This is a genomic window from Metabacillus hrfriensis (assembly GCF_030127205.1).
In the GTDB taxonomy this organism is placed as follows: Bacteria; Bacillota; Bacilli; order Bacillales; family Bacillaceae; genus Bacillus_P; species Bacillus_P dongyingensis.
The window spans coordinates 3,893,604-3,911,040 of record NZ_CP126116.1 but is presented as its reverse complement, the minus strand read 5'-3'; the positions used below and the strand labels follow the sequence as shown (position 1 = coordinate 3,911,040).

15 protein-coding genes are annotated in these 17,437 nt (G+C 39.4%); 11 read left to right on the top strand and 4 right to left on the bottom strand.

Annotation, left to right across the window (positions count from 1 at the left end):
• Positions 1–29: 29 nt before the first annotated feature.
• Positions 30–1,121, top strand: a complete 1,092-nt coding sequence (locus QLQ22_RS19435) for a low temperature requirement protein A (RefSeq protein ID WP_252207258.1) — start codon at positions 30–32, stop codon at positions 1,119–1,121.
• 191 nt (positions 1,122–1,312) lie between these two features.
• Here the strand turns inward: QLQ22_RS19435 and rpsD are convergent, their stop codons facing one another.
• Complete coding sequence (rpsD, locus tag QLQ22_RS19430) at positions 1,313–1,915, bottom strand: 30S ribosomal protein S4 (protein WP_070876502.1); 603 nt, start codon at positions 1,913–1,915, stop codon at positions 1,313–1,315.
• Between the two features lie 348 nt (positions 1,916–2,263).
• Between rpsD and QLQ22_RS19425 the strand changes: the two genes are divergently transcribed.
• On the top strand, positions 2,264–4,054 hold the full coding sequence (locus QLQ22_RS19425) for a sensor domain-containing diguanylate cyclase (RefSeq protein ID WP_252207256.1): 1,791 nt from the start codon (positions 2,264–2,266) through the stop codon (positions 4,052–4,054).
• A 111-nt stretch (positions 4,055–4,165) separates the two neighbouring features.
• Positions 4,166–5,350 carry a methionine gamma-lyase gene (megL, locus tag QLQ22_RS19420; RefSeq protein WP_284016900.1) on the top strand — a complete coding sequence of 395 codons (1,185 nt, stop codon included), beginning with the start codon at positions 4,166–4,168 and terminating at the stop codon, positions 5,348–5,350.
• 36 nt (positions 5,351–5,386) lie between these two features.
• Here megL and QLQ22_RS19415 read toward each other — a convergent pair whose 3' ends face one another.
• Complete coding sequence (locus tag QLQ22_RS19415) at positions 5,387–5,866, bottom strand: GAF domain-containing protein (protein ID WP_223437262.1); 480 nt, start codon at positions 5,864–5,866, stop codon at positions 5,387–5,389.
• Between the two features lie 136 nt (positions 5,867–6,002).
• Here QLQ22_RS19415 and refZ point away from each other — a divergent pair, with 136 nt between their 5' ends.
• On the top strand, positions 6,003–6,641 hold the full coding sequence (refZ, locus tag QLQ22_RS19410; protein ID WP_223443597.1) for a forespore capture DNA-binding protein RefZ: 639 nt from the start codon (positions 6,003–6,005) through the stop codon (positions 6,639–6,641).
• Between the two features lie 36 nt (positions 6,642–6,677).
• On the opposite strand, the gene hisJ is transcribed toward refZ, so the two are convergent.
• Positions 6,678–7,481: a histidinol-phosphatase HisJ gene (gene hisJ, locus QLQ22_RS19405; RefSeq protein WP_223437259.1), complete on the bottom strand. Its 804-nt coding sequence runs from the start codon at positions 7,479–7,481 to the stop codon at positions 6,678–6,680.
• Between the two features lie 228 nt (positions 7,482–7,709).
• On the opposite strand from hisJ, the gene ezrA reads away from it, so the two are divergent.
• On the top strand, positions 7,710–9,413 hold the full coding sequence (gene ezrA, locus QLQ22_RS19400) for a septation ring formation regulator EzrA (protein ID WP_284015369.1): 1,704 nt from the start codon (positions 7,710–7,712) through the stop codon (positions 9,411–9,413).
• 44 nt (positions 9,414–9,457) lie between these two features.
• Here the strand turns inward: ezrA and brnQ are convergent, their stop codons facing one another.
• On the bottom strand, positions 9,458–10,816 hold the full coding sequence (gene brnQ, locus QLQ22_RS19395) for a branched-chain amino acid transport system II carrier protein (protein ID WP_223437255.1): 1,359 nt from the start codon (positions 10,814–10,816) through the stop codon (positions 9,458–9,460).
• Positions 10,817–11,077: 261 nt separating this feature from the next.
• Between brnQ and QLQ22_RS19390 the strand changes: the two genes are divergently transcribed.
• The 6 genes from QLQ22_RS19390 (at position 11,078) to QLQ22_RS19365 (ending at position 17,364) form a co-directional block, all read left to right on the top strand.
• Positions 11,078–12,217, top strand: a complete 1,140-nt coding sequence (locus tag QLQ22_RS19390) for a cysteine desulfurase family protein (RefSeq protein WP_223437253.1) — start codon at positions 11,078–11,080, stop codon at positions 12,215–12,217.
• A 4-nt stretch (positions 12,218–12,221) separates the two neighbouring features.
• A complete protein-coding gene (thiI, locus tag QLQ22_RS19385; protein ID WP_284015368.1) occupies positions 12,222–13,421 on the top strand; it encodes a tRNA uracil 4-sulfurtransferase ThiI in 1,200 nt (399 codons plus the stop codon).
• An 89-nt stretch (positions 13,422–13,510) separates the two neighbouring features.
• Entirely contained in the window at positions 13,511–13,714 is a 204-nt protein-coding gene (locus tag QLQ22_RS19380) for an alpha/beta-type small acid-soluble spore protein (protein ID WP_223437249.1), read from the top strand.
• A gap of 105 nt (positions 13,715–13,819) precedes the next feature.
• Positions 13,820–13,957, top strand: coding sequence for a hypothetical protein (locus QLQ22_RS19375; protein ID WP_223437248.1), 138 nt, complete (start codon positions 13,820–13,822; stop codon positions 13,955–13,957).
• A 150-nt stretch (positions 13,958–14,107) separates the two neighbouring features.
• Positions 14,108–15,685 (top strand): acyl-CoA synthetase MbcS, encoded by a 1,578-nt coding sequence (gene mbcS / locus QLQ22_RS19370; RefSeq protein WP_284015367.1) that lies wholly within the window; start codon positions 14,108–14,110, stop codon positions 15,683–15,685.
• A 92-nt stretch (positions 15,686–15,777) separates the two neighbouring features.
• The gene (locus tag QLQ22_RS19365; RefSeq protein WP_284015366.1) at positions 15,778–17,364 is read left to right on the top strand and encodes an amidohydrolase; all 1,587 of its coding nucleotides are present in this window, start codon (positions 15,778–15,780) and stop codon (positions 17,362–17,364) included.
• Positions 17,365–17,437 lie beyond the last annotated feature (73 nt).

Here is a 17,437-nt window from a genome sequence, read left to right as displayed (position 1 = left end):
CTTGTTAAATATAGGAAGGAGTAATGTGGATGGAAGAAAAGAAAGTTACGTGGTTAGAGCTTTTTTATGACTTGCTATTTGTGGCAGCGGTTGCTACAGCTACTCATGTCTTACTTCATGTTGAAAAGGGATTTATTCATCCAGAGTATTTATTTAAGTTTGCATTAATATTTATTCCAATATGGTGGGCCTGGACTGGTCAAACTATGTTTATTAATCGGTTTGGACAGGATTTTTTACATCAGCGTATCTTTATGATTTTTCAAATGTTTTTTGTACTTATTATGATATCAAGCTTATCGGTAGATTTTGATCAATATTATTTCTCTTTTCTGATTGGTTATATTGGACTGAGAGCATTGACATCAATCCAATATCTTGTTGTTCAGAACTTTGAAAAAGGGGATAGAAAAAAGGTAGCACGTTTTTTAGGAATACGTTTTGGAATTGGGGTTTTTATCTCATTTCTCTCTATCTTTTTTGATTCTTGGGTTCGATACGCAGTGTTATATGCAGGAATTATTGTTGATATGATTTTACCTATTATAGGACATAAGTATTTGGTAAAAGTACCGCCTAATACCGCTCATTTGTTAGAACGGTTTGCTTTATTGACATTAATCCTGTTTGGAGAATCTGTCATCAGCATCCTTGCTGTAGTACAACCTCAAAAAGGGGAATGGGATTCAATCTTATTTTCAATTATGACATTCTGCCTTATTATTTCAATGTGGTGGCAGTATTTTGAAAATGTAGAAAAAAAGGTGAACAAATCTATTCAGAGAGCAGGACAAACAATTGTTTACGGACATTTATTTATTCTAATGTCTTTGAGCATGATTGCAGCATCTATCAAACTGATGTTTTTACATGAGGTCCAATATACATTTATCTTATATTTTGTATTCGGTTCTGTATTGCTCTATTTCATTGCAACTACAATTGTTTTTCATCAATACAGGTTTGAACAGCACCGTTTAAAAATTTATCATTTAGGATTGTTTTTAGGGATTTTAGCAGTCTTTTTTACGATTAATTTGTTCCTGACAGTTCCGTATATTGTAATAATAGGAGAATTAACCCTATTCTTTATCGTTTATGCTAAAGTTACAACCACATAACAAATATAGCCATTTCATAAATGGGTTCATCAGGGAAATAAAAATTTTTAGCTGAATAAGCAAAAGGGTTCTTCTAATCGAAGGTCCTTTTTTCATTCCTAATAGACAAATAAAAACACAAAAAACCCTAGAAAGTACGTTATATTAACGTTTCTAGGGTTTTGATAAATGCTGTTTACGATCCGCTTTACTTAACGTGAGTAGAACTCAACGATAAGAGCTTCGTTAATTTCAGCCGGCAATTCAGAACGCTCAGGTAAGCGAGTGAAAGTACCTTCTAATTTGTCAGCATCGAAAGTTAAGAATTCAGGAACGAAGTTACTTACTTCGATTGATTCTTTAACGATGTCAAGGTTACGTGATTTTTCACGTAAAGTGATTGTTTGACCTGGTTTCACTTGGAATGATGGAATGTCTACACGGCTTCCATCAACCATGATGTGACCATGGTTAACGATTTGACGCGCCTGACGGCGAGTGCGAGCTAAACCAAGACGATATACAACGTTGTCTAAACGAGATTCAAGAAGAATCATGAAGTTTTCACCGTGTTTACCAGTCATTTTAGCAGCTTTGTCAAATGTGTTGCGGAATTGACGCTCGTTCACACCGAACATGTGGCGAAGCTTTTGTTTTTCCTGTAATTGTAAGCCGTACTCAGATAATTTTTTGCGTTGAGTCGGGCCGTGCTGACCTGGCGCGAATGGACGCTTTTCTAATTCTTTACCTGTTCCGCTTAATGAAATTCCCAAACGACGGGAAAGTTTCCAACTTGGACCTGTATAACGAGACATATATGTCTCCTCCTTACATGTTTTTATTTGGCATAAAATAAAAACAGACTGACCCTAAACTGACATGCACATTTTGTTTTCATATATCCTCGCTCCAGCAGCAGAGAGTTACACGATACACCTCACAATGGAGGAACAAAATGAAATCACAGCAGTGGTATCAATAGGCTGCGAATATTTATTTTACACAACGAACATTATATGATTTTAATAATATAAAGTCAAGGAAACATTTGAAAAAGGTGCAGGGATGAATCTTTTGAAAAAAACATTAAATAGATAAATTGGAAAATATTCTATGCTATACTGAAATAAATAGTGCAGGATTCAACAATACGGGGGATTTTTGTGACACACCTAACTGAGTATACGTTAATGTCTATTAAGAGTCTTTTCTTTGATTATATCAGCAGCGAAAGCCTGCAAAACAGCAAAACACATGAAGAATATTTTGTCAGCACCCTGCAGAATGCAATGAATTCAAAGGATGCTGCGCTTTTTAAATATGAGAATCATAAGTTTGTTCTGCTGGCTGCAACTGCCGGCTTTTATCAATTCAATCGAATTGTTAAACAGCAAAATCGAGTGGAAATGCATGATCATGAGGTTGAACTATTAATTCCAGGAGAATTTCTTATCGTAATAAAAGAAGAAAAGAATGCATTCAGTAAGGAGTTCTACGAGAAACTTCAAAGTGAATGTGATCAGTTCCTTTCCTATTTTATCAGACTGTTTAATAAAAAGGAGAGCGACGCAAAACATAAATCACTGTATCAGCTTACAGAAAAACTTCATTCCACTATGAGCAAGGACGAAGTTTTGAATCAATTAATCTTTTCTCTTCAAACGATGTTTCCTGCTCATCTTTTTTATTTGTTCCTATCACAGGATAATGAAAATATACAAAATTTGTTGATTAAAAGCTTGGATTATGAGGGGAATTACGGAAATGAAAAAGCAATGGAGGCTTATTTGACAGGGGATGTACAGTGGGAGCTTTCCAAACATTCAAATCAGCTTGTAGTTTATGCTCCGCTTAAAGGAAATCAGGGGGTATATGGAGTTTTAGAAGTCACACAGCAAAATCAATCTGATTTGAACAGTGATGTCATGCTTATTATTACATCTCTCGCAAAGGCTGCCGGCAATGCACTTGAAAACGCAAAGCTTTATGAACAATCAAAAAAGCTTGTTTCTGACCTGCAGCTTATAAATGAAACCTCTCAGCGTCTGAATAAAAACTTGCGGTTAATTGAAACGATGACTTTCATGTCAGAACGGATTATGCGTTCATTTTCTGCTGAAGAGGTTGGCTTTTATTATATGAATGAGGAAAGACAGCCGCGCATTTTGCCGGGCAGTACGCCTTTTTTTCACAAAAGGGAATCAGAACCTTATATTAACTTAGTTCATAGCAAAGTTAGCCAGCAATTAGAAGGTATGTTTATGGGAGAAGTAAGGGTAAATGAAAGCTCAGAATTTTCCTCGCTCATTGCCATCCCGATGATTCAAAGCGAACAGCTGAAAGGATTTGCCATTGTTCTTCATTCTGACTCTTATTTCTTTACATTTGAGATGTTTAAGCTGCTGCAATCGCTTATTCATCATTCTACGCTGGCCCTGATGAATTCCATGCTTCGGGAGGAACTTGAGCAGCTTGTTAAAACTGATCATTTAACAAAGTTACACTCCCGCAACTTTTTGGACGAGTCAGTGCAGAGTTCCCTGGAAAAAGACCGGCAGGGAACGTTTATCTTAATGGATATAGATAATTTTAAGCAAATTAATGATACTTATGGACATCAAGTTGGAGATGAAGTTCTCATTCAAGTCGCAAAGATTATGAAGAACAGCATCGGTGAATACGATATTGGTGCAAGATGGGGCGGTGAAGAACTTGCAGTCTATTTGCCGCAGGGGGATCTTGCAGCAGGAATCACTTTTGCGAACAGCCTTGCAGCTTCAGTGCGGAAAGAAACAGTTCCGACAGTTACTGTTTCATGCGGAGTCGCACATTGGAGGGAAGGCCGTCATGATACCCTGAAAAGAATCATCATGCGTGCAGACAAAGGTTTATACAATGCGAAGGAAAGCGGCAAAAACTGTGTCATTTTTCAAGAGGATATAGAGGTTGAATAAGAAAGATGTCATTTAGGATGCCATCTTTTTTTCTTTTGTTAAGAAAGCGCTTTCAAAATTAATTGAACTATCATATGATATTGAATGTAGGAAGAGAAGGGGGAGAGGACACTGAAGAAGGAACTCAGCTTTGAAACAAAGGTTATTCAAGGACAAAAACAAATGAATGACCCATATAACAGTTTAACGCCTCCGCTTTATCAAACAGCGACATTCGTATTTGACCGTGCTGAAACTGGAGAAAAGCGTTTCGCAGGAGAAGAAGAAGGTCATATTTATTCTCGATTAGGAAATCCGACCGTACAATTAGCCGAACAGAAAATAGCAGCACTTGAAGAGGCTGAAGCAGCACTTGCTTTTGGATCCGGTATGGGAGCTGTTTCAGCTGTTCTCATGTCTATGGTCAAAACAGGTTCCCATATTCTTTGCTCTAAAGGAATCTATGGATGCACATTTGGATTGCTGAAAATGCTTGAAGAAAAATTCGGGGTCACGCATTCATTTTCAGAATTGACCAGTATAGAAGAAATAGAAGCTGCGATTAAACCGGAGACTTCATGCATTTATATTGAAACGCCAATTAATCCTACTATGCAGCTGATTGATCTGGAAACAGTTACCGCTGCTGCAAAGTCACACGAATTAAAAGTAATAGTTGATAATACGTTTTGTTCACCATATCTTCAGCAGCCTCTTTTGCACGGCTGCGACATTGTGCTGCACAGTGCAACAAAATATATTAGCGGCCATGGTGATGTAATCGGAGGTTTTGCTGCAGGAAAGAAAGAATACATTCACCAGCTTGCAATGACAGAAAGAAAAGATATCGGCGCCATTATGTCTCCATTTGATGCCTGGCTTTTGCTTAGAGGTTTGAAGACACTGCCTGTCCGAATGGATCGCCACTGTGAAAATGCGGGAAAAATTGCAGAAAGGCTCCTTGCTCATCCATCAGTTGAACATGTTGCCTATCCATTTTTGGGAGATCCGAAGCAGGTTGCTCTTGCTGAGAAACAAATGAAAAAAGGCGGCGGACTCATTACCTTTACACTTAAAAACCATGATAAAGCAGGAACTCAAGCTTTCATCAACTCGCTGGAGCTGATAAAGATTGCCGTTAGCCTTGGGGATGCAGAGTCCTTGATTCAGCACCCGGCAACTATGACACATTCGGTGATACCAGAGTATGAAAGAAAACAAATGGGGATTGAAGATAATCTAGTCCGGCTGTCGGTAGGTCTTGAAAACATCGAGGACATTTGGGAAGATCTAGAACAGGCACTAGAGAGAAAATAAAAAACCGGAACCCTGAAGGTTCCGGTTTTGTGATTCTTATAAAATATCAGTCAGTGCCGCTGTAAATTTCTCTAAATATTCTTGATCCAGTTCACTGAAACGGTTTTTTACAGGGCTGTCGATATCAAGCACACCGAACAGCTGCCCATCTTTTACAATTGGTATAACGATTTCAGACTGTGATGCTGCATCACATGCAATATGGCCCGGGAAAGAGTGAACGTCTGCGATGCGCTCAGTTTTTTGATTTGCTGCGGCTGTTCCGCAAACTCCTCTGCCCATAGGGATTCTGACACATGCAGGAAGACCCTGGAATGGCCCTAATACAAGCTCGCTGTCTTTATATAAATAGAATCCGACCCAGTTCACTTCGTGCAAAAATTGATTCAATAATGCAGAAGCGTTTGATAAATTGGCGATTTGATCGCTTTCTCCTTCTAAAAGAGCCTTCAGCTGTTTAATAAGCAGCTGATAATTTTCTTCTTGTTTGCCGCCGTACTTTTCGACATGAAACATGGTTCTTCCCCACCTTTGTGTATTTTTCAGCAATTTATAAAGAGCCGGACAAACTTTGTCGAGAAAACATTAGAGGATAAACCTCCTGTTTCCTTGAAATAACATAGTAATGATGAAAGGGGTGAGATTTATGCCAATGCAGCCGACCGTCCCCAATCAAACGAAAGAAAAGATCATTGAAGCAGCTATTGCATTATTCAACACACAGGGCTTTAATGGGACTTCTGTCAGGGAAATCGCCAAAAAAGCAAATGTTAATGTTGCTCACATCTCCTACTATTTTAATGGAAAGGGCGGCCTCTTGGAGTACCTCGTCTCCAAGTATTATGAAGGATACCTTTCTGTCATTGAAGAAGGCTATATTCGACTGAGCCATGAAACACCGAAAAATTGTCTTCTTCTCTTAATTCAGGACATTTTAAACTACCAGCATTATAATCGTCAACTTGCGAGGTTTGTGCTTAGAGAAGTTACCCTGGACTCAACTTTAATAAGAGAAGTCATGACCACGTATCTGACGAAGGAAAAGTATTTTTTAAAAGCCATTCTTGAAGAAGGCATTAAAACCGGCTATTTCCGCAAAGCGCCAATGGTGCACATTTTAGTGCAGCTAAAGAGCCTGCTGAACATGCCCTACCTTCAGACTCAATATATGACTGAAGTGCTTTATATACAAACACATGAAACCTATTTCGTAAAACAATACTTCCACGAAATTGAAATATGGATCGATCATTTGCTGTGCGAACCTGCACAGAAAGAAGCTATTGTTTAAAAAATACAGGCTCCCCAATCATTCTGCATAGGAATCTTAGAAAAGAGCCTCCTTAAAAAGGGAATAGTGTGCACCAACATCCTTTGCACTATGGGCGTCAGACCCGTATATGAGAGGGATGTTTTGTTTTTTTGCCTCGTTAATCATCCACTGATCAAGATAAATGGCACCGCATAAATCTTTCCTTAATCCTGCTACATTAAAATCAAGCTCCATGTTCTGTTCTTTAATAGCAAGCAGCAAATCATATTGCATGTTCTTTAAATCAAAATCTGAAGGAAACCGCTTTTGAAATTTATTGATGAGAGTGAGATGCCCAAGCCTTTTCGGTTTATGTGGACCAAGCTTCGATTTTACTGCGGCAAGCAGGGTTTCATAATATTTTTTATGAAGTGATTTCAAGCTTCCTGCAGCTTCAATCATCTGAGGAAACGCACTCTCATGAAAATCCACGCAATAATAATGGTCTCCTATTTTTAAAAAGTGAACCGAAAGCACAGCATCATCAACATACTTGCTGTATTCATCCAGAAATGCCTGTGTCTCTTGTTCAAATCCCTCAATATAATCAATTTCAAATCCAATGTTAACCTTAATATCTTTTGAGTATTTTTCTTTTACTGTTAACAGTTGTGAGAAATAGTCATTTAAAAGTCTCCTGCTCATTGCACTGTCTGAATCCGGAACGGGGTCGGAAAAACCATCAGGCAGGGGAGCATGCTCAGTAAATGTTATTTCTTCCAATCCAATATTAAGAGCTTTTTCGATATACATTTCAAAACTGTCTGCTGTACCATGTGGGCAAAATGGCGTATGGACATGTCCGTCTTTTTTTATCATGCTTAGTCACACCTCTCGAAAGCCGCGAAATATGGCGATAAATTATGTAAAAAAATTTAAATTATCGGTCAAAAATTGTCGTTTACATGGTATCATAAATACAATGAAATAACATCATTCACAAATAAATACACTTTACATAAGAATTCGACAATCGTTACTTACATTCATATAAAAATATTATACCTTGTTATGACGATTTGCTGGAACACAACGAGGGGGCTCATTATGGAAGTCGTTATTGGACTTATTGTCATTTTGCTGGTTTTATTTAGTGTCGGCTACGTTATCAGAAGAAACATATACAAAGAAGTAGATCGTTTAGAAGCCTTGAAGATTGAGATTATGAACCGGTCGATTGTAGATGAACTTTCAAAAGTCAAAGAATTGAAAATGACAGGACAAGCAGAAGAATTATTTGAACGGTGGAGGAAGGAATGGGATGAGATTATTACTGCCCAGCTTCCTGAAGTGGAGGAGCTTCTGTTTGATGCAGAGGACTATGCGGATAAATACCGTTTTACTAAATCCAAAAAGGTTTTGGAACACATCGAAAAAACACTGAAGCTTGTTGATGAATCAATTGAAATCATCATATCTGAGATCAATGAGCTGATTACAAGCGAAGAAAAGAACAGCACAGAGATAGAGGACGTAAGGGCAAATGTGAAAAAAGCAAAAAAGAAGCTTCTTGCACACAGCCATACGTTTGGCAAAGCTCATGCAAAGCTTGATGAAATGCTTGGTGAGATTGTTGAATCTTTAAAACAATTTGAAGCAGAAACTGAGGCAGGCAACTATTTGGCTGCAAGAGAGATTCTGCTCGTTCAGAAAGAAGAGATTCTGATCCTGCTCTCTAAGATTGATGACATACCAAAACTTTTGGCAGAGTGTCACACCGTTATTCCGAATCAGCTTGCAGAGCTTGCTGAGGGCTATCAGGAAATGCTGGATAATGGCTTCCATTTAAAGCATATTCAGTTTGAAACAGAGCTTCTCAAAATGACGAAGCAGCTTGAAGAGCATATGGAGCTCCTAGCTGAAACTAATACAGCTGAAGTAAAAGAAAGCTTAGAAGAAATTCAGGAAGCAATTGACACATTCTATGATCTGCTGGAAAAAGAAGTTCTTGCCCATCATTATGTGCAAGCGGCAACAAGCAAGATTGATCAGCAGATTTCAGAGCTTCTCACTAAGCGTACAGAAACGCAGGAAGAAGCAGAACTTGTTAGACAGAGCTATCAGATTTCTGAAGCTGATTTGGATAAACAGAGAAAACTGGAAAAACAGATTAATTCTCTCTATAAGCAGTTCTCGCATATTCAAAATAACCTGCAGACAGAACCGCTTGCCCATTCTATTTTAAAAGAAGAGCTAGAAGAACTTGAGAAGCATATTGCTTCTGTCAAAACTGAGCATCAGGATTTCAGTAATCTGCTTCAGGCCCTCCGCAAGGAAGAACGCGAAGCAAGACAAGCATTGGCTGATGCAAGAAAGCAGCTTCACGACTCCAGCAGAAAAATCCAGAAAAGCAATGTGCCTGGACTGCCTGAGAGTCTTGCGCAGCTGCTTCAGGAAGCAAAGCAATCGATTTCTCATGTTTCACGCAAGCTTGAAGAGATTCCATTGGATATGATTGTGGTTAATTCAATGCTTGATGAGGCTGCAAAGAACATTGATACTTTCTCCAAACAGGCTGAGGAAATGATTGAACAAGTATATTTAGCTGAAAAAGTCATTCAATATGGCAATAAATACAGAAGAAGAAATGGAACAGTTGCTGATCAATTAAAAGAGGCCGAACTTCATTTCCGGAAATATGAATACAGCAAGTCGCTTGAAAAAGCAGCCGCAGCTCTCGAACAAGTTGAGCCAGGTTCACTTTCAAAGCTTCAGATCATTCTTGATGAAGACACAAAACCATCCTCATAAAAAAACTCCCGTACCAATTGGTACGGGAGTTTTTTTATCCATTTCTATTTTCTTCGCGAGCTTGCAAAGGCTGCACCGCTTTTCTGATTAGTCCGGGTGGAGGATATGATTAGCCCAATTACTCCGCCAATGATAGCAGGGACTAAAAATCCAATGCCGTAGTCGAATAACGGAATAGTGGATACCAGCCACTCGTCAATTGCGCCTGGGAGCAGACCTCCAGCTTTTAATCCATCAGCAATGCTTATGACTGTTGTCAGCATTAAACTGCCGATGTAAACTTCAGGTGCTCCTTTAAAATAACTATGAAGAAAAGAAAGAATGATCAGAACAATTGCAAGCGGATATAAAGCAATCAAAATTGGAACAGAAAAAGCAATCAGCTTCGTTAATCCCGCGTTTGCAACAATTGTACTGAATAAACAAATAACTGTAATGATCAGTTTATATGAAACACTTGGAAAGACCATTGAAAAGTACTTGCCGCACGCTGAAACCAAGCCAATACTTGTTGTCAGACAAGCGAATGTAATAGCGGTGCTTAAGATCACATTTCCCAGTGAACCAAATAGGATATTGACTGATTCAGACAAAACAGCACCGCCGTTATCAAAATAACCAATTTGGCTCACGCTCGTAGCCCCCAAATACGCGAGGGAAATATAAACAGCAGCAAGACCCGCAGCTGCAATTAATCCGCATCTGATACAAATTTTTGCAATGGCCGCACGGTCTGTTATCCCTCGTTCTTTAACAGCATTTATGACAACAATACTGAAAACTAATGCTGCAAGAGTATCCATTGTCAAATATCCTTCTAAAAATCCCTTGAAAAAGGCACCATCTGCATACTCTCCTTTAGGAGCCTGCATTTCTCCCATAGGTGTTATGAGCATCTTAACTGAGATTAGTGCAAGTACAATCAGTAAGATTGGGGTTAACAGTTTCCCGACTGTATCTACAATCTTCGCTGGATTGAGCGACAGCCAAAGCGTAATTCCAAAAAAGATAATAGTGAATATCATCAAAGGCAAACTGCTGTCTGCAGCTGCAGCGGGCAAGAAAGGTAATATACCTACTTCATATGTGACCGTTCCCGTTCTTGGAATGGCAAAGACAGGACCAATGGCTAGATATAAAACAAACGTAAATACTAAACCAAAAACGGGATGAACCCTGCCTGCCAGAGATTGAACATCACTGCCTGATACGCTAATCGCGACAACCCCAAGAAGCGGGAGTCCAACACCGGTAATCAGAAAACCGATGATCGCTTCCCACATGTTTACACCAGCCTGCTGGCCCAAACCGGGTGGAAAGATTAAATTACCTGCTCCGAAAAATAGGGCAAAGAGCATAAGTCCTATAGTTAAAGTTTCTTTTGGTGGCAATGATTTTGACATGAAAAATCCTCCTGAAGACTGAGTGTTAGGGAATGTATCCGTTTTCATCCTAACACATTATCTAAAAAATTTGTCGAAAAATAAGATATAATCAATTTTTATTATATTCAAAAAATTTAATATGTCAAATAGTCAAACATTTCTTTCTTATTTTCTGGTTTTATGTTATTATGATTGTTTGTTTCGTACACCATTACTCTTTTATTTAAATATATAGTCTCAGAACTCCTTGTTTTTTAATGTATTGGAGGATTGAATAGTTTGATTTATCTTGATAATAGTGCAACCACAAAACCATATGATGAAGTATTGCATGCTTTTGCACATGTTGCAACCCGTTATTTTGCGAATCCTTCCTCGCTGCACGGTCTCGGTGCAGAAGCAGAAAATCTATTGGCACAGGCAAGAAAACAAATGGCTGGCCTATTAGGAGCAGATGAACAAGAAATTATTTTCACATCCGGGGGCACTGAAGGAAATAATTTAGCCATAAAAGGCATGGCTCTTTCTTTAAAAAAGAAAGGGAACCATATTATCACTACACAAATTGAACATCCTTCTGTCATTGAAAGCTGCAGACAGCTGCAAAAGCTGTTTGACTTTGACGTAACGTATCTGCCTGTAAATGAAGAAGGAATAGTCGCCGTTGAAGATATTAAGAAAAACATAAGAAAAGAAACTATTTTAGTATCAATCATGCATGTAAATAATGAAACAGGATCGATTCAGCCAATAGAAGAAATCAGCATGCTGCTGCTTGATTTTCCGGACATTTATTTTCACGTTGATCATGTACAGGGCGCGGCTAAAGTTCCTCTCTTACTTAAAGGGATTGATTTATGTACGATATCGGGCCACAAATTCCATGCACTTAATGGCTGCGGAGTTTTGTATGCCCGAAAAGGAATGAAATTCGAGCCTCTTTTGTCGGGAGGGGCCCAGGAGAAGCAGGCCCGTTCAGGCACGGAGAGCATCGCTCTTGCGGTATCAATGGCAAAAGCATTAAGAATGTCCATGGATAAATATGAAGCTTGTATAGATAATTTGCAAAAGATGAAATCGAATCTGATCCGAAAGTTAAATAAAATAGAAGGTATTGTCGTAAACACATCTGCTTATAAGTCTGCACCCCATATTATTAATTTTTCCGCACCGGGTATTCAGGCAGAAGTGCTTTTACATATGCTTGAACAATCTGGAATCTTTGTCTCGACAACTTCTGCATGTTCGTCAAAAAGGAAAAAAAGCAGTACAGTACTGCTCGCTATGGGAAAAGGAGAAGCTGTCGCATCAAGTTCGATCCGAATCAGTCTTTCTTATGAAAATACAAATGAAGAGCTGGAAGAATTTATGGCTGCACTTAAGAAATCTCTTGAAAAATTAACGAAATTAACGAGGTAGTAAGATGAATTATGATCATATTTTAATTCGATATGGAGAAATTTCTACAAAAGGAAAAAACCGAAAACGGTTTGTCGATCAATTAAAAGAAAATATAAAACTGGTGCTGCATGAGTTCCCTGCCTTAGGCTACAGCAGCAACAGGGACCGTATGTATATCAGGCTTCACGGTGAAAATCACGAACCGATTCTTGAAAAACTGAAAAATGTTTTCGGCATACATTCTTTTAGTTTAGCTTTAAAAGCAAAGAATGAGCTTGAGGCAATTAAAAATGGAGCACTTGAGCTGATGTCTGAGCAATATAAACCTGGAGATACCTTTAAAATATCTGCAAAAAGAGCGGATAAATCATTTCCGCTGCTTACAAATGAAATTAATCACGCAATCGGCAGCCACATTCTGCAAAATTTTGAAGGCTTAACAGTGGATGTGCATGAGCCTGATATCGATTTAAGAGTTGAAGTCCGTGAGGAAGCTGCCTATTTGACTTGTAAAGATTATCAGGGAGCGGGCGGTCTTCCTGCAGGGGCAAGCGGAAAAGCGGTATTAATGCTCTCAGGAGGGATTGACAGTCCAGTTGCAGGTTTCTTTGCAATGAAACGCGGTATTGATGTTGAAGCGGTTCACTTCTTCAGTCCTCCATACACGAGTGAACGTGCCAAGCAAAAGGTGATTGACCTGGCAAGAAAGCTTACTTCTTTTAGCGGGAAAATCAAGCTTTATATTGTGCCGTTTACAGAAATACAGGAAACGATTCAAAAGCAAGTGCCTGAAAGCTATAACATGACATCTACACGGCGGATGATGCTTAAAATAGCTGACAGAATCCGCGAAAAACAGGGCGGGTTAGCTATAATCACCGGAGAAAGCCTTGGACAAGTTGCAAGCCAAACGTTAGAAAGCATGTTTGCTATAAATGAGGTGACGAGCACGCCGATTATCCGTCCGCTGATTACTTATGATAAAACGGATATTATAACTATAGCCAAGCAAATTGGAACACATGATACCTCCATTTTGCCTTACGAAGACTGCTGTACTATCTTTACACCAGCGTCGCCAACGACAAAACCAAAACTTGAAAAAGCACAAAGGTTCGAAAGTTTTCTGGATTTTGAATCGCTGATTGATAAAGCTGTTGAAGATACGGATGTAATCGTCATTTCGTCTGCTGAAGATAAAGAATTTAATAAGTTATTTTAGACCAGAAAAATTGTGAACAATTACCAAAATTAGTTTGAATGAAGCCATGTGTTTTTACACAATCTATACTCACAAGGAGGTGAAAACACATGGCAAACAACAATAGCTCAAACCAATTAGTAGTACCAGGTGCACAACAAGCGATCGACCAAATGAAATACGAAATCGCAACTGAGTTCGGAGTGAACTTAGGAGCTGAAACAACTTCTCGTGCTAACGGTTCTGTAGGTGGAGAGATCACTAAACGTTTAGTATCTTTCGCTCAACAAAACATGAGTGGTTTTTCAAAATAATTGAACTAAATAGATATGGCTACGAAGGGTGGGGATCATACCCCACTCTTTTCTATTCGCTTTTTTATGCTTGCGGAGCATTTTAAATAGAGGAGGTTTTTTATCATGACAAAGAATAATCGTCCAAATACCGAATTTGAAGGCGGACAGGAGCAGGACCAAAAGCTTCAGAAGTCTAAAAAGCAAGGCCGGAAAAGAAGAAATGAACCTAAAAACGCAGTTGAATCGAATGAGCAAAGCTAAAGCTAGAAAGCGCGGATGATGTTTCCGCGTTTTTTTAATGGAGCTGTTTAAACTAGGATTTCAATAAAATATAAGATATGTTGCAATAATATTCAAAAATGTTAAAAAATTATGTATAATTTACTGTGAGATAACAAGGGAGGGGTCAAAATGTTGAGAGATGAGCTAATTGCGCCAGAAAACTATAACCTAGTAGAAGAAGTAGAAAAGCATGCAAAAGATGCAGACCGGATCGCATTGAAGTGGGAGAATGAAAAAGGCGATAAAGAAGAGCTTACATACGGACAGCTTCTTGATAAAGCAAATAGAATTGGAAGCGCTTTATTAAATAAAGGTCTAATACAGGGAGACAAAATTCTTGTCATCATTCCCCGTTTTCCTGAAGCATATGCAGCATACTTAGGAGCATTAAAGGCTGGCTTTGTTGTCATCCCAAGCTCGGAAATGCTGCGCACAAAAGATCTTCAATATCGTGTGACCCACGGAGATGTGAAAGCCATCATCTCTTATACGGATTTCACAGAGGAATGCAAAGGAATAAATGAATTTGATTCCCTTCATAAATTTTCAATTGGAGGAAAAGCTGAAGGCTGGTACTCTCTTGAAGATGAAGCAGCTAAGGAATCAGGGGAGCTAAAGCTTGCGGAGACCAAAAGGGACAGTCATGCCTTTTTATCCTACACGTCAGGCACCACGGGCAATCCCAAAGGGGTCGTACATACACACGGCTGGGCTTTTGCTCATTTAAAAACAGCAGCTGCGAATTGGCTGAGCATTGAAGAAAATGATGTGGTATGGGCAACGGCAGGACCGGGCTGGCAAAAATGGATCTGGAGTCCTTTCTTATCGGTGCTTGGATCAGGTGCAACAGGACTTGTCTATAATGGGCGGTTTGAACCTAAGAAATATCTTCAGCTGCTGCAGGATTATAAAGTTAACGTATTATGCTGCACACCGACTGAATATCGTCTGATGGCTAAGGTAGACAATTTAAAAGACTACTCTCTTCCTTCTCTGCACAGTGCTGTTTCAGCTGGTGAGCCTTTAAACAGGGAAGTTATTGATACATTTAGAAATTACTTTAACATCGAAGTGCGTGATGGATACGGACAGACGGAAAATACCCTGCTTGTAGGTGTGATGAAGGGCATGGAAGTAAAGCCAGGCTCAATGGGCAAGCCTACTCCTGGAAATAAGGTCGAAATCATTGATGATGAAGGAAACATCTGCAAAGTTGGAGATGTAGGTGATATTGCGGTCCATGTTGATACACCAGCTTTATTTAAAGAGTATTATAAAGACGCCGAGCGAACGGCTATGCAATTTAGAGGCAGCTATTATATTACCGGGGATAGAGCAAGAACAGATGAAGACGGCTATTTCTGGTTTGAGGGAAGACGGGATGATATCATCATCAGTTCAGGATATACAATTGGACCGTTTGAGGTTGAAGACGCACTCGTCAAGCATCCTTTTGTAAAAGAGTGCGCTGTTGTCGCAAGTCCGGATGAGCTTCGCGGGAGCATCGTAAAAGCGTATGTTGTCCTGCAGGATGATGTGGATGAGAGCTCGCCGGAACTGATACCTGTATTACAGGATCATGTAAAAGAGCTGACAGCCCCTTATAAATACCCGCGTAAAATTGAATTTGTATCTGAATTGCCTAAAACGACCTCCGGCAAAATCAGAAGAATTGAATTAAGGCAGAAAGAGCTTGCAGAAGCATAATAGGTAAATAAACCAGATGGATGACTCTGTCTGGTTTTTCCATGTGCCGAGTGATAACATATATTGAAAAAGAAAGCTGGAGGAATGTCACCGTGGGCACGCTTTGGTTTGGCGGAACAATTTATACTTTAATAGAAGAAAACGATACGGTTGAAGCGGTCTATGTTGAAAATGGCCTTGTAGTTGCTGCCGGGGATGAGGAAAAGATCCGGGCTGATTACCCGTGCACGGATGAAATAAATCTTAAAGGCAGCATCATGATTCCAGGATTTACAGACAGCCATATGCATTTAATGGGTCATGGTGAAAAACTGATCCGTTTGGATTTTACTGGCATGACTTCATCTGATCAGGTCATTCAGAGTCTTCGCGAGAAGGCAGAAGGACTTGAGCCGGGAACGTGGATTGTTGGTGAAGGGTGGAATGAAAATCAGTTTGAAGATAAAAAAATTATTCATCGCAGAGAGCTTGATGAAGTAACTTGCACTCACCCTTTGATGCTTAAACGAATTTGCCATCATGCAGTCATCGTTAATACCAAAGCAATGGAACTTGCCGGAATAACACCTGCAACCCCGGACCCTGAAGGCGGAGTTATCGTAAAGGATCCTGACGGAAATCCTACAGGCTACTTGCTTGATCAGGCACAGGAACTTGTTTTTCAGGCGCAGCCTCAAGTGTCTGTTGCATACTTAAAAGAAGCATTGATGAAATCGATAGAGGATTGCCACAAAAAAGGTCTTGTAGGCGGACATACTGAAGATTTGGCCTATTATGGCAGTCTTGAAAATACTTTGCATGCTTATGATGAAGTCATGAATCATGAAAAAAAGAAATTCAGAGCTCATTTGCTTGTCCATCATTTAGTGGCAGATGAATTTATGCAAAAGGAAAGAAATCTAGGGCCATTTATTGAATTTGGGGCAATGAAGCTCTTTGCAGACGGTGCGCTTGGAGGCAGAACAGCTCTATTAAGCAGTCCTTACGAGGATGATCCTGATACAAACGGAGTAAGCATTCACTCTGATGAAAACCTGAAACGCCTGATTCAAACAGCAAGATCCTACGAAATGGAAGCAGCTATTCATACAATTGGCGATTTAGCTTTCGAAAAGGCTCTTGATGCCATTGAAGCATATCCTCCTGTGAAAAAGAATCAGCATGACCGGCTCATACATGCCCAAATCTTAAGAAGAGACTTAATTGAAAGAGCTAAAAAACTGCCGATCATTTTGGATATTCAGCCCAGGTTCGTCTCAAGTGATTTTCCATGGGTGATTGACAGAATTGGTGAGGATAGAATGAAGGATTGCTACGCTTGGAAAACGATGATATCAGAAGGATTAAAATGTGCAGGAGGTTCAGATGCCCCTATTGAGCCCATTGATCCTCTTCTCGGAATTTATTCAGCAGTTAAGAGAGAGAGTATTTACGATCATCAAGTATATATGCCTGAAGAGAAGCTTTCTGTGTATGAAGCAGTAGAGCTTTACACAAAAGGCAGTGCTTATGCCATCCATCACGAAAATGACCGCGGGTGTATTGCAAAGGGATATTCAGCTGACTTCACTGTGCTGAACCGGGATATTTTTAAAGAGGACGCACTGCTCGAAACAGAAGTGGTTATGACGGTTGTAGACAATACCATTGTATATAATAGAGAAAGACATGCAAATTAAGCTGCATGTCTTTCTCTATTCTTGACTGCTGGAACAGCTTTCAGTGATACTCAGTTCGGCCAATTTTCGAATC

What these genes read in the sequence shown, in the direction of transcription:
- QLQ22_RS19435 (WP_252207258.1), top strand. Translation starts at nt 30, where the DNA reads ATGGAAGAAAAGAAAGTTACGTGGTTAGAGCTTTTTTATGACTTGCTA.
- rpsD (WP_070876502.1), bottom strand. Translation starts at nt 1,915, where the DNA reads ATGTCTCGTTATACAGGTCCAAGTTGGAAACTTTCCCGTCGTTTGGGA.
- QLQ22_RS19415 (WP_223437262.1), bottom strand. Translation starts at nt 5,866, where the DNA reads ATGTTTCATGTCGAAAAGTACGGCGGCAAACAAGAAGAAAATTATCAG.
- refZ (WP_223443597.1), top strand. Translation starts at nt 6,003, where the DNA reads ATGCAGCCGACCGTCCCCAATCAAACGAAAGAAAAGATCATTGAAGCA.
- hisJ (WP_223437259.1), bottom strand. Translation starts at nt 7,481, where the DNA reads ATGATAAAAAAAGACGGACATGTCCATACGCCATTTTGCCCACATGGT.
- ezrA (WP_284015369.1), top strand. Translation starts at nt 7,710, where the DNA reads ATGGAAGTCGTTATTGGACTTATTGTCATTTTGCTGGTTTTATTTAGT.
- brnQ (WP_223437255.1), bottom strand. Translation starts at nt 10,816, where the DNA reads ATGTCAAAATCATTGCCACCAAAAGAAACTTTAACTATAGGACTTATG.
- thiI (WP_284015368.1), top strand. Translation starts at nt 12,222, where the DNA reads ATGAATTATGATCATATTTTAATTCGATATGGAGAAATTTCTACAAAA.
- QLQ22_RS19380 (WP_223437249.1), top strand. Translation starts at nt 13,511, where the DNA reads ATGGCAAACAACAATAGCTCAAACCAATTAGTAGTACCAGGTGCACAA.
- QLQ22_RS19375 (WP_223437248.1), top strand. Translation starts at nt 13,820, where the DNA reads ATGACAAAGAATAATCGTCCAAATACCGAATTTGAAGGCGGACAGGAG.
- mbcS (WP_284015367.1), top strand. Translation starts at nt 14,108, where the DNA reads ATGTTGAGAGATGAGCTAATTGCGCCAGAAAACTATAACCTAGTAGAA.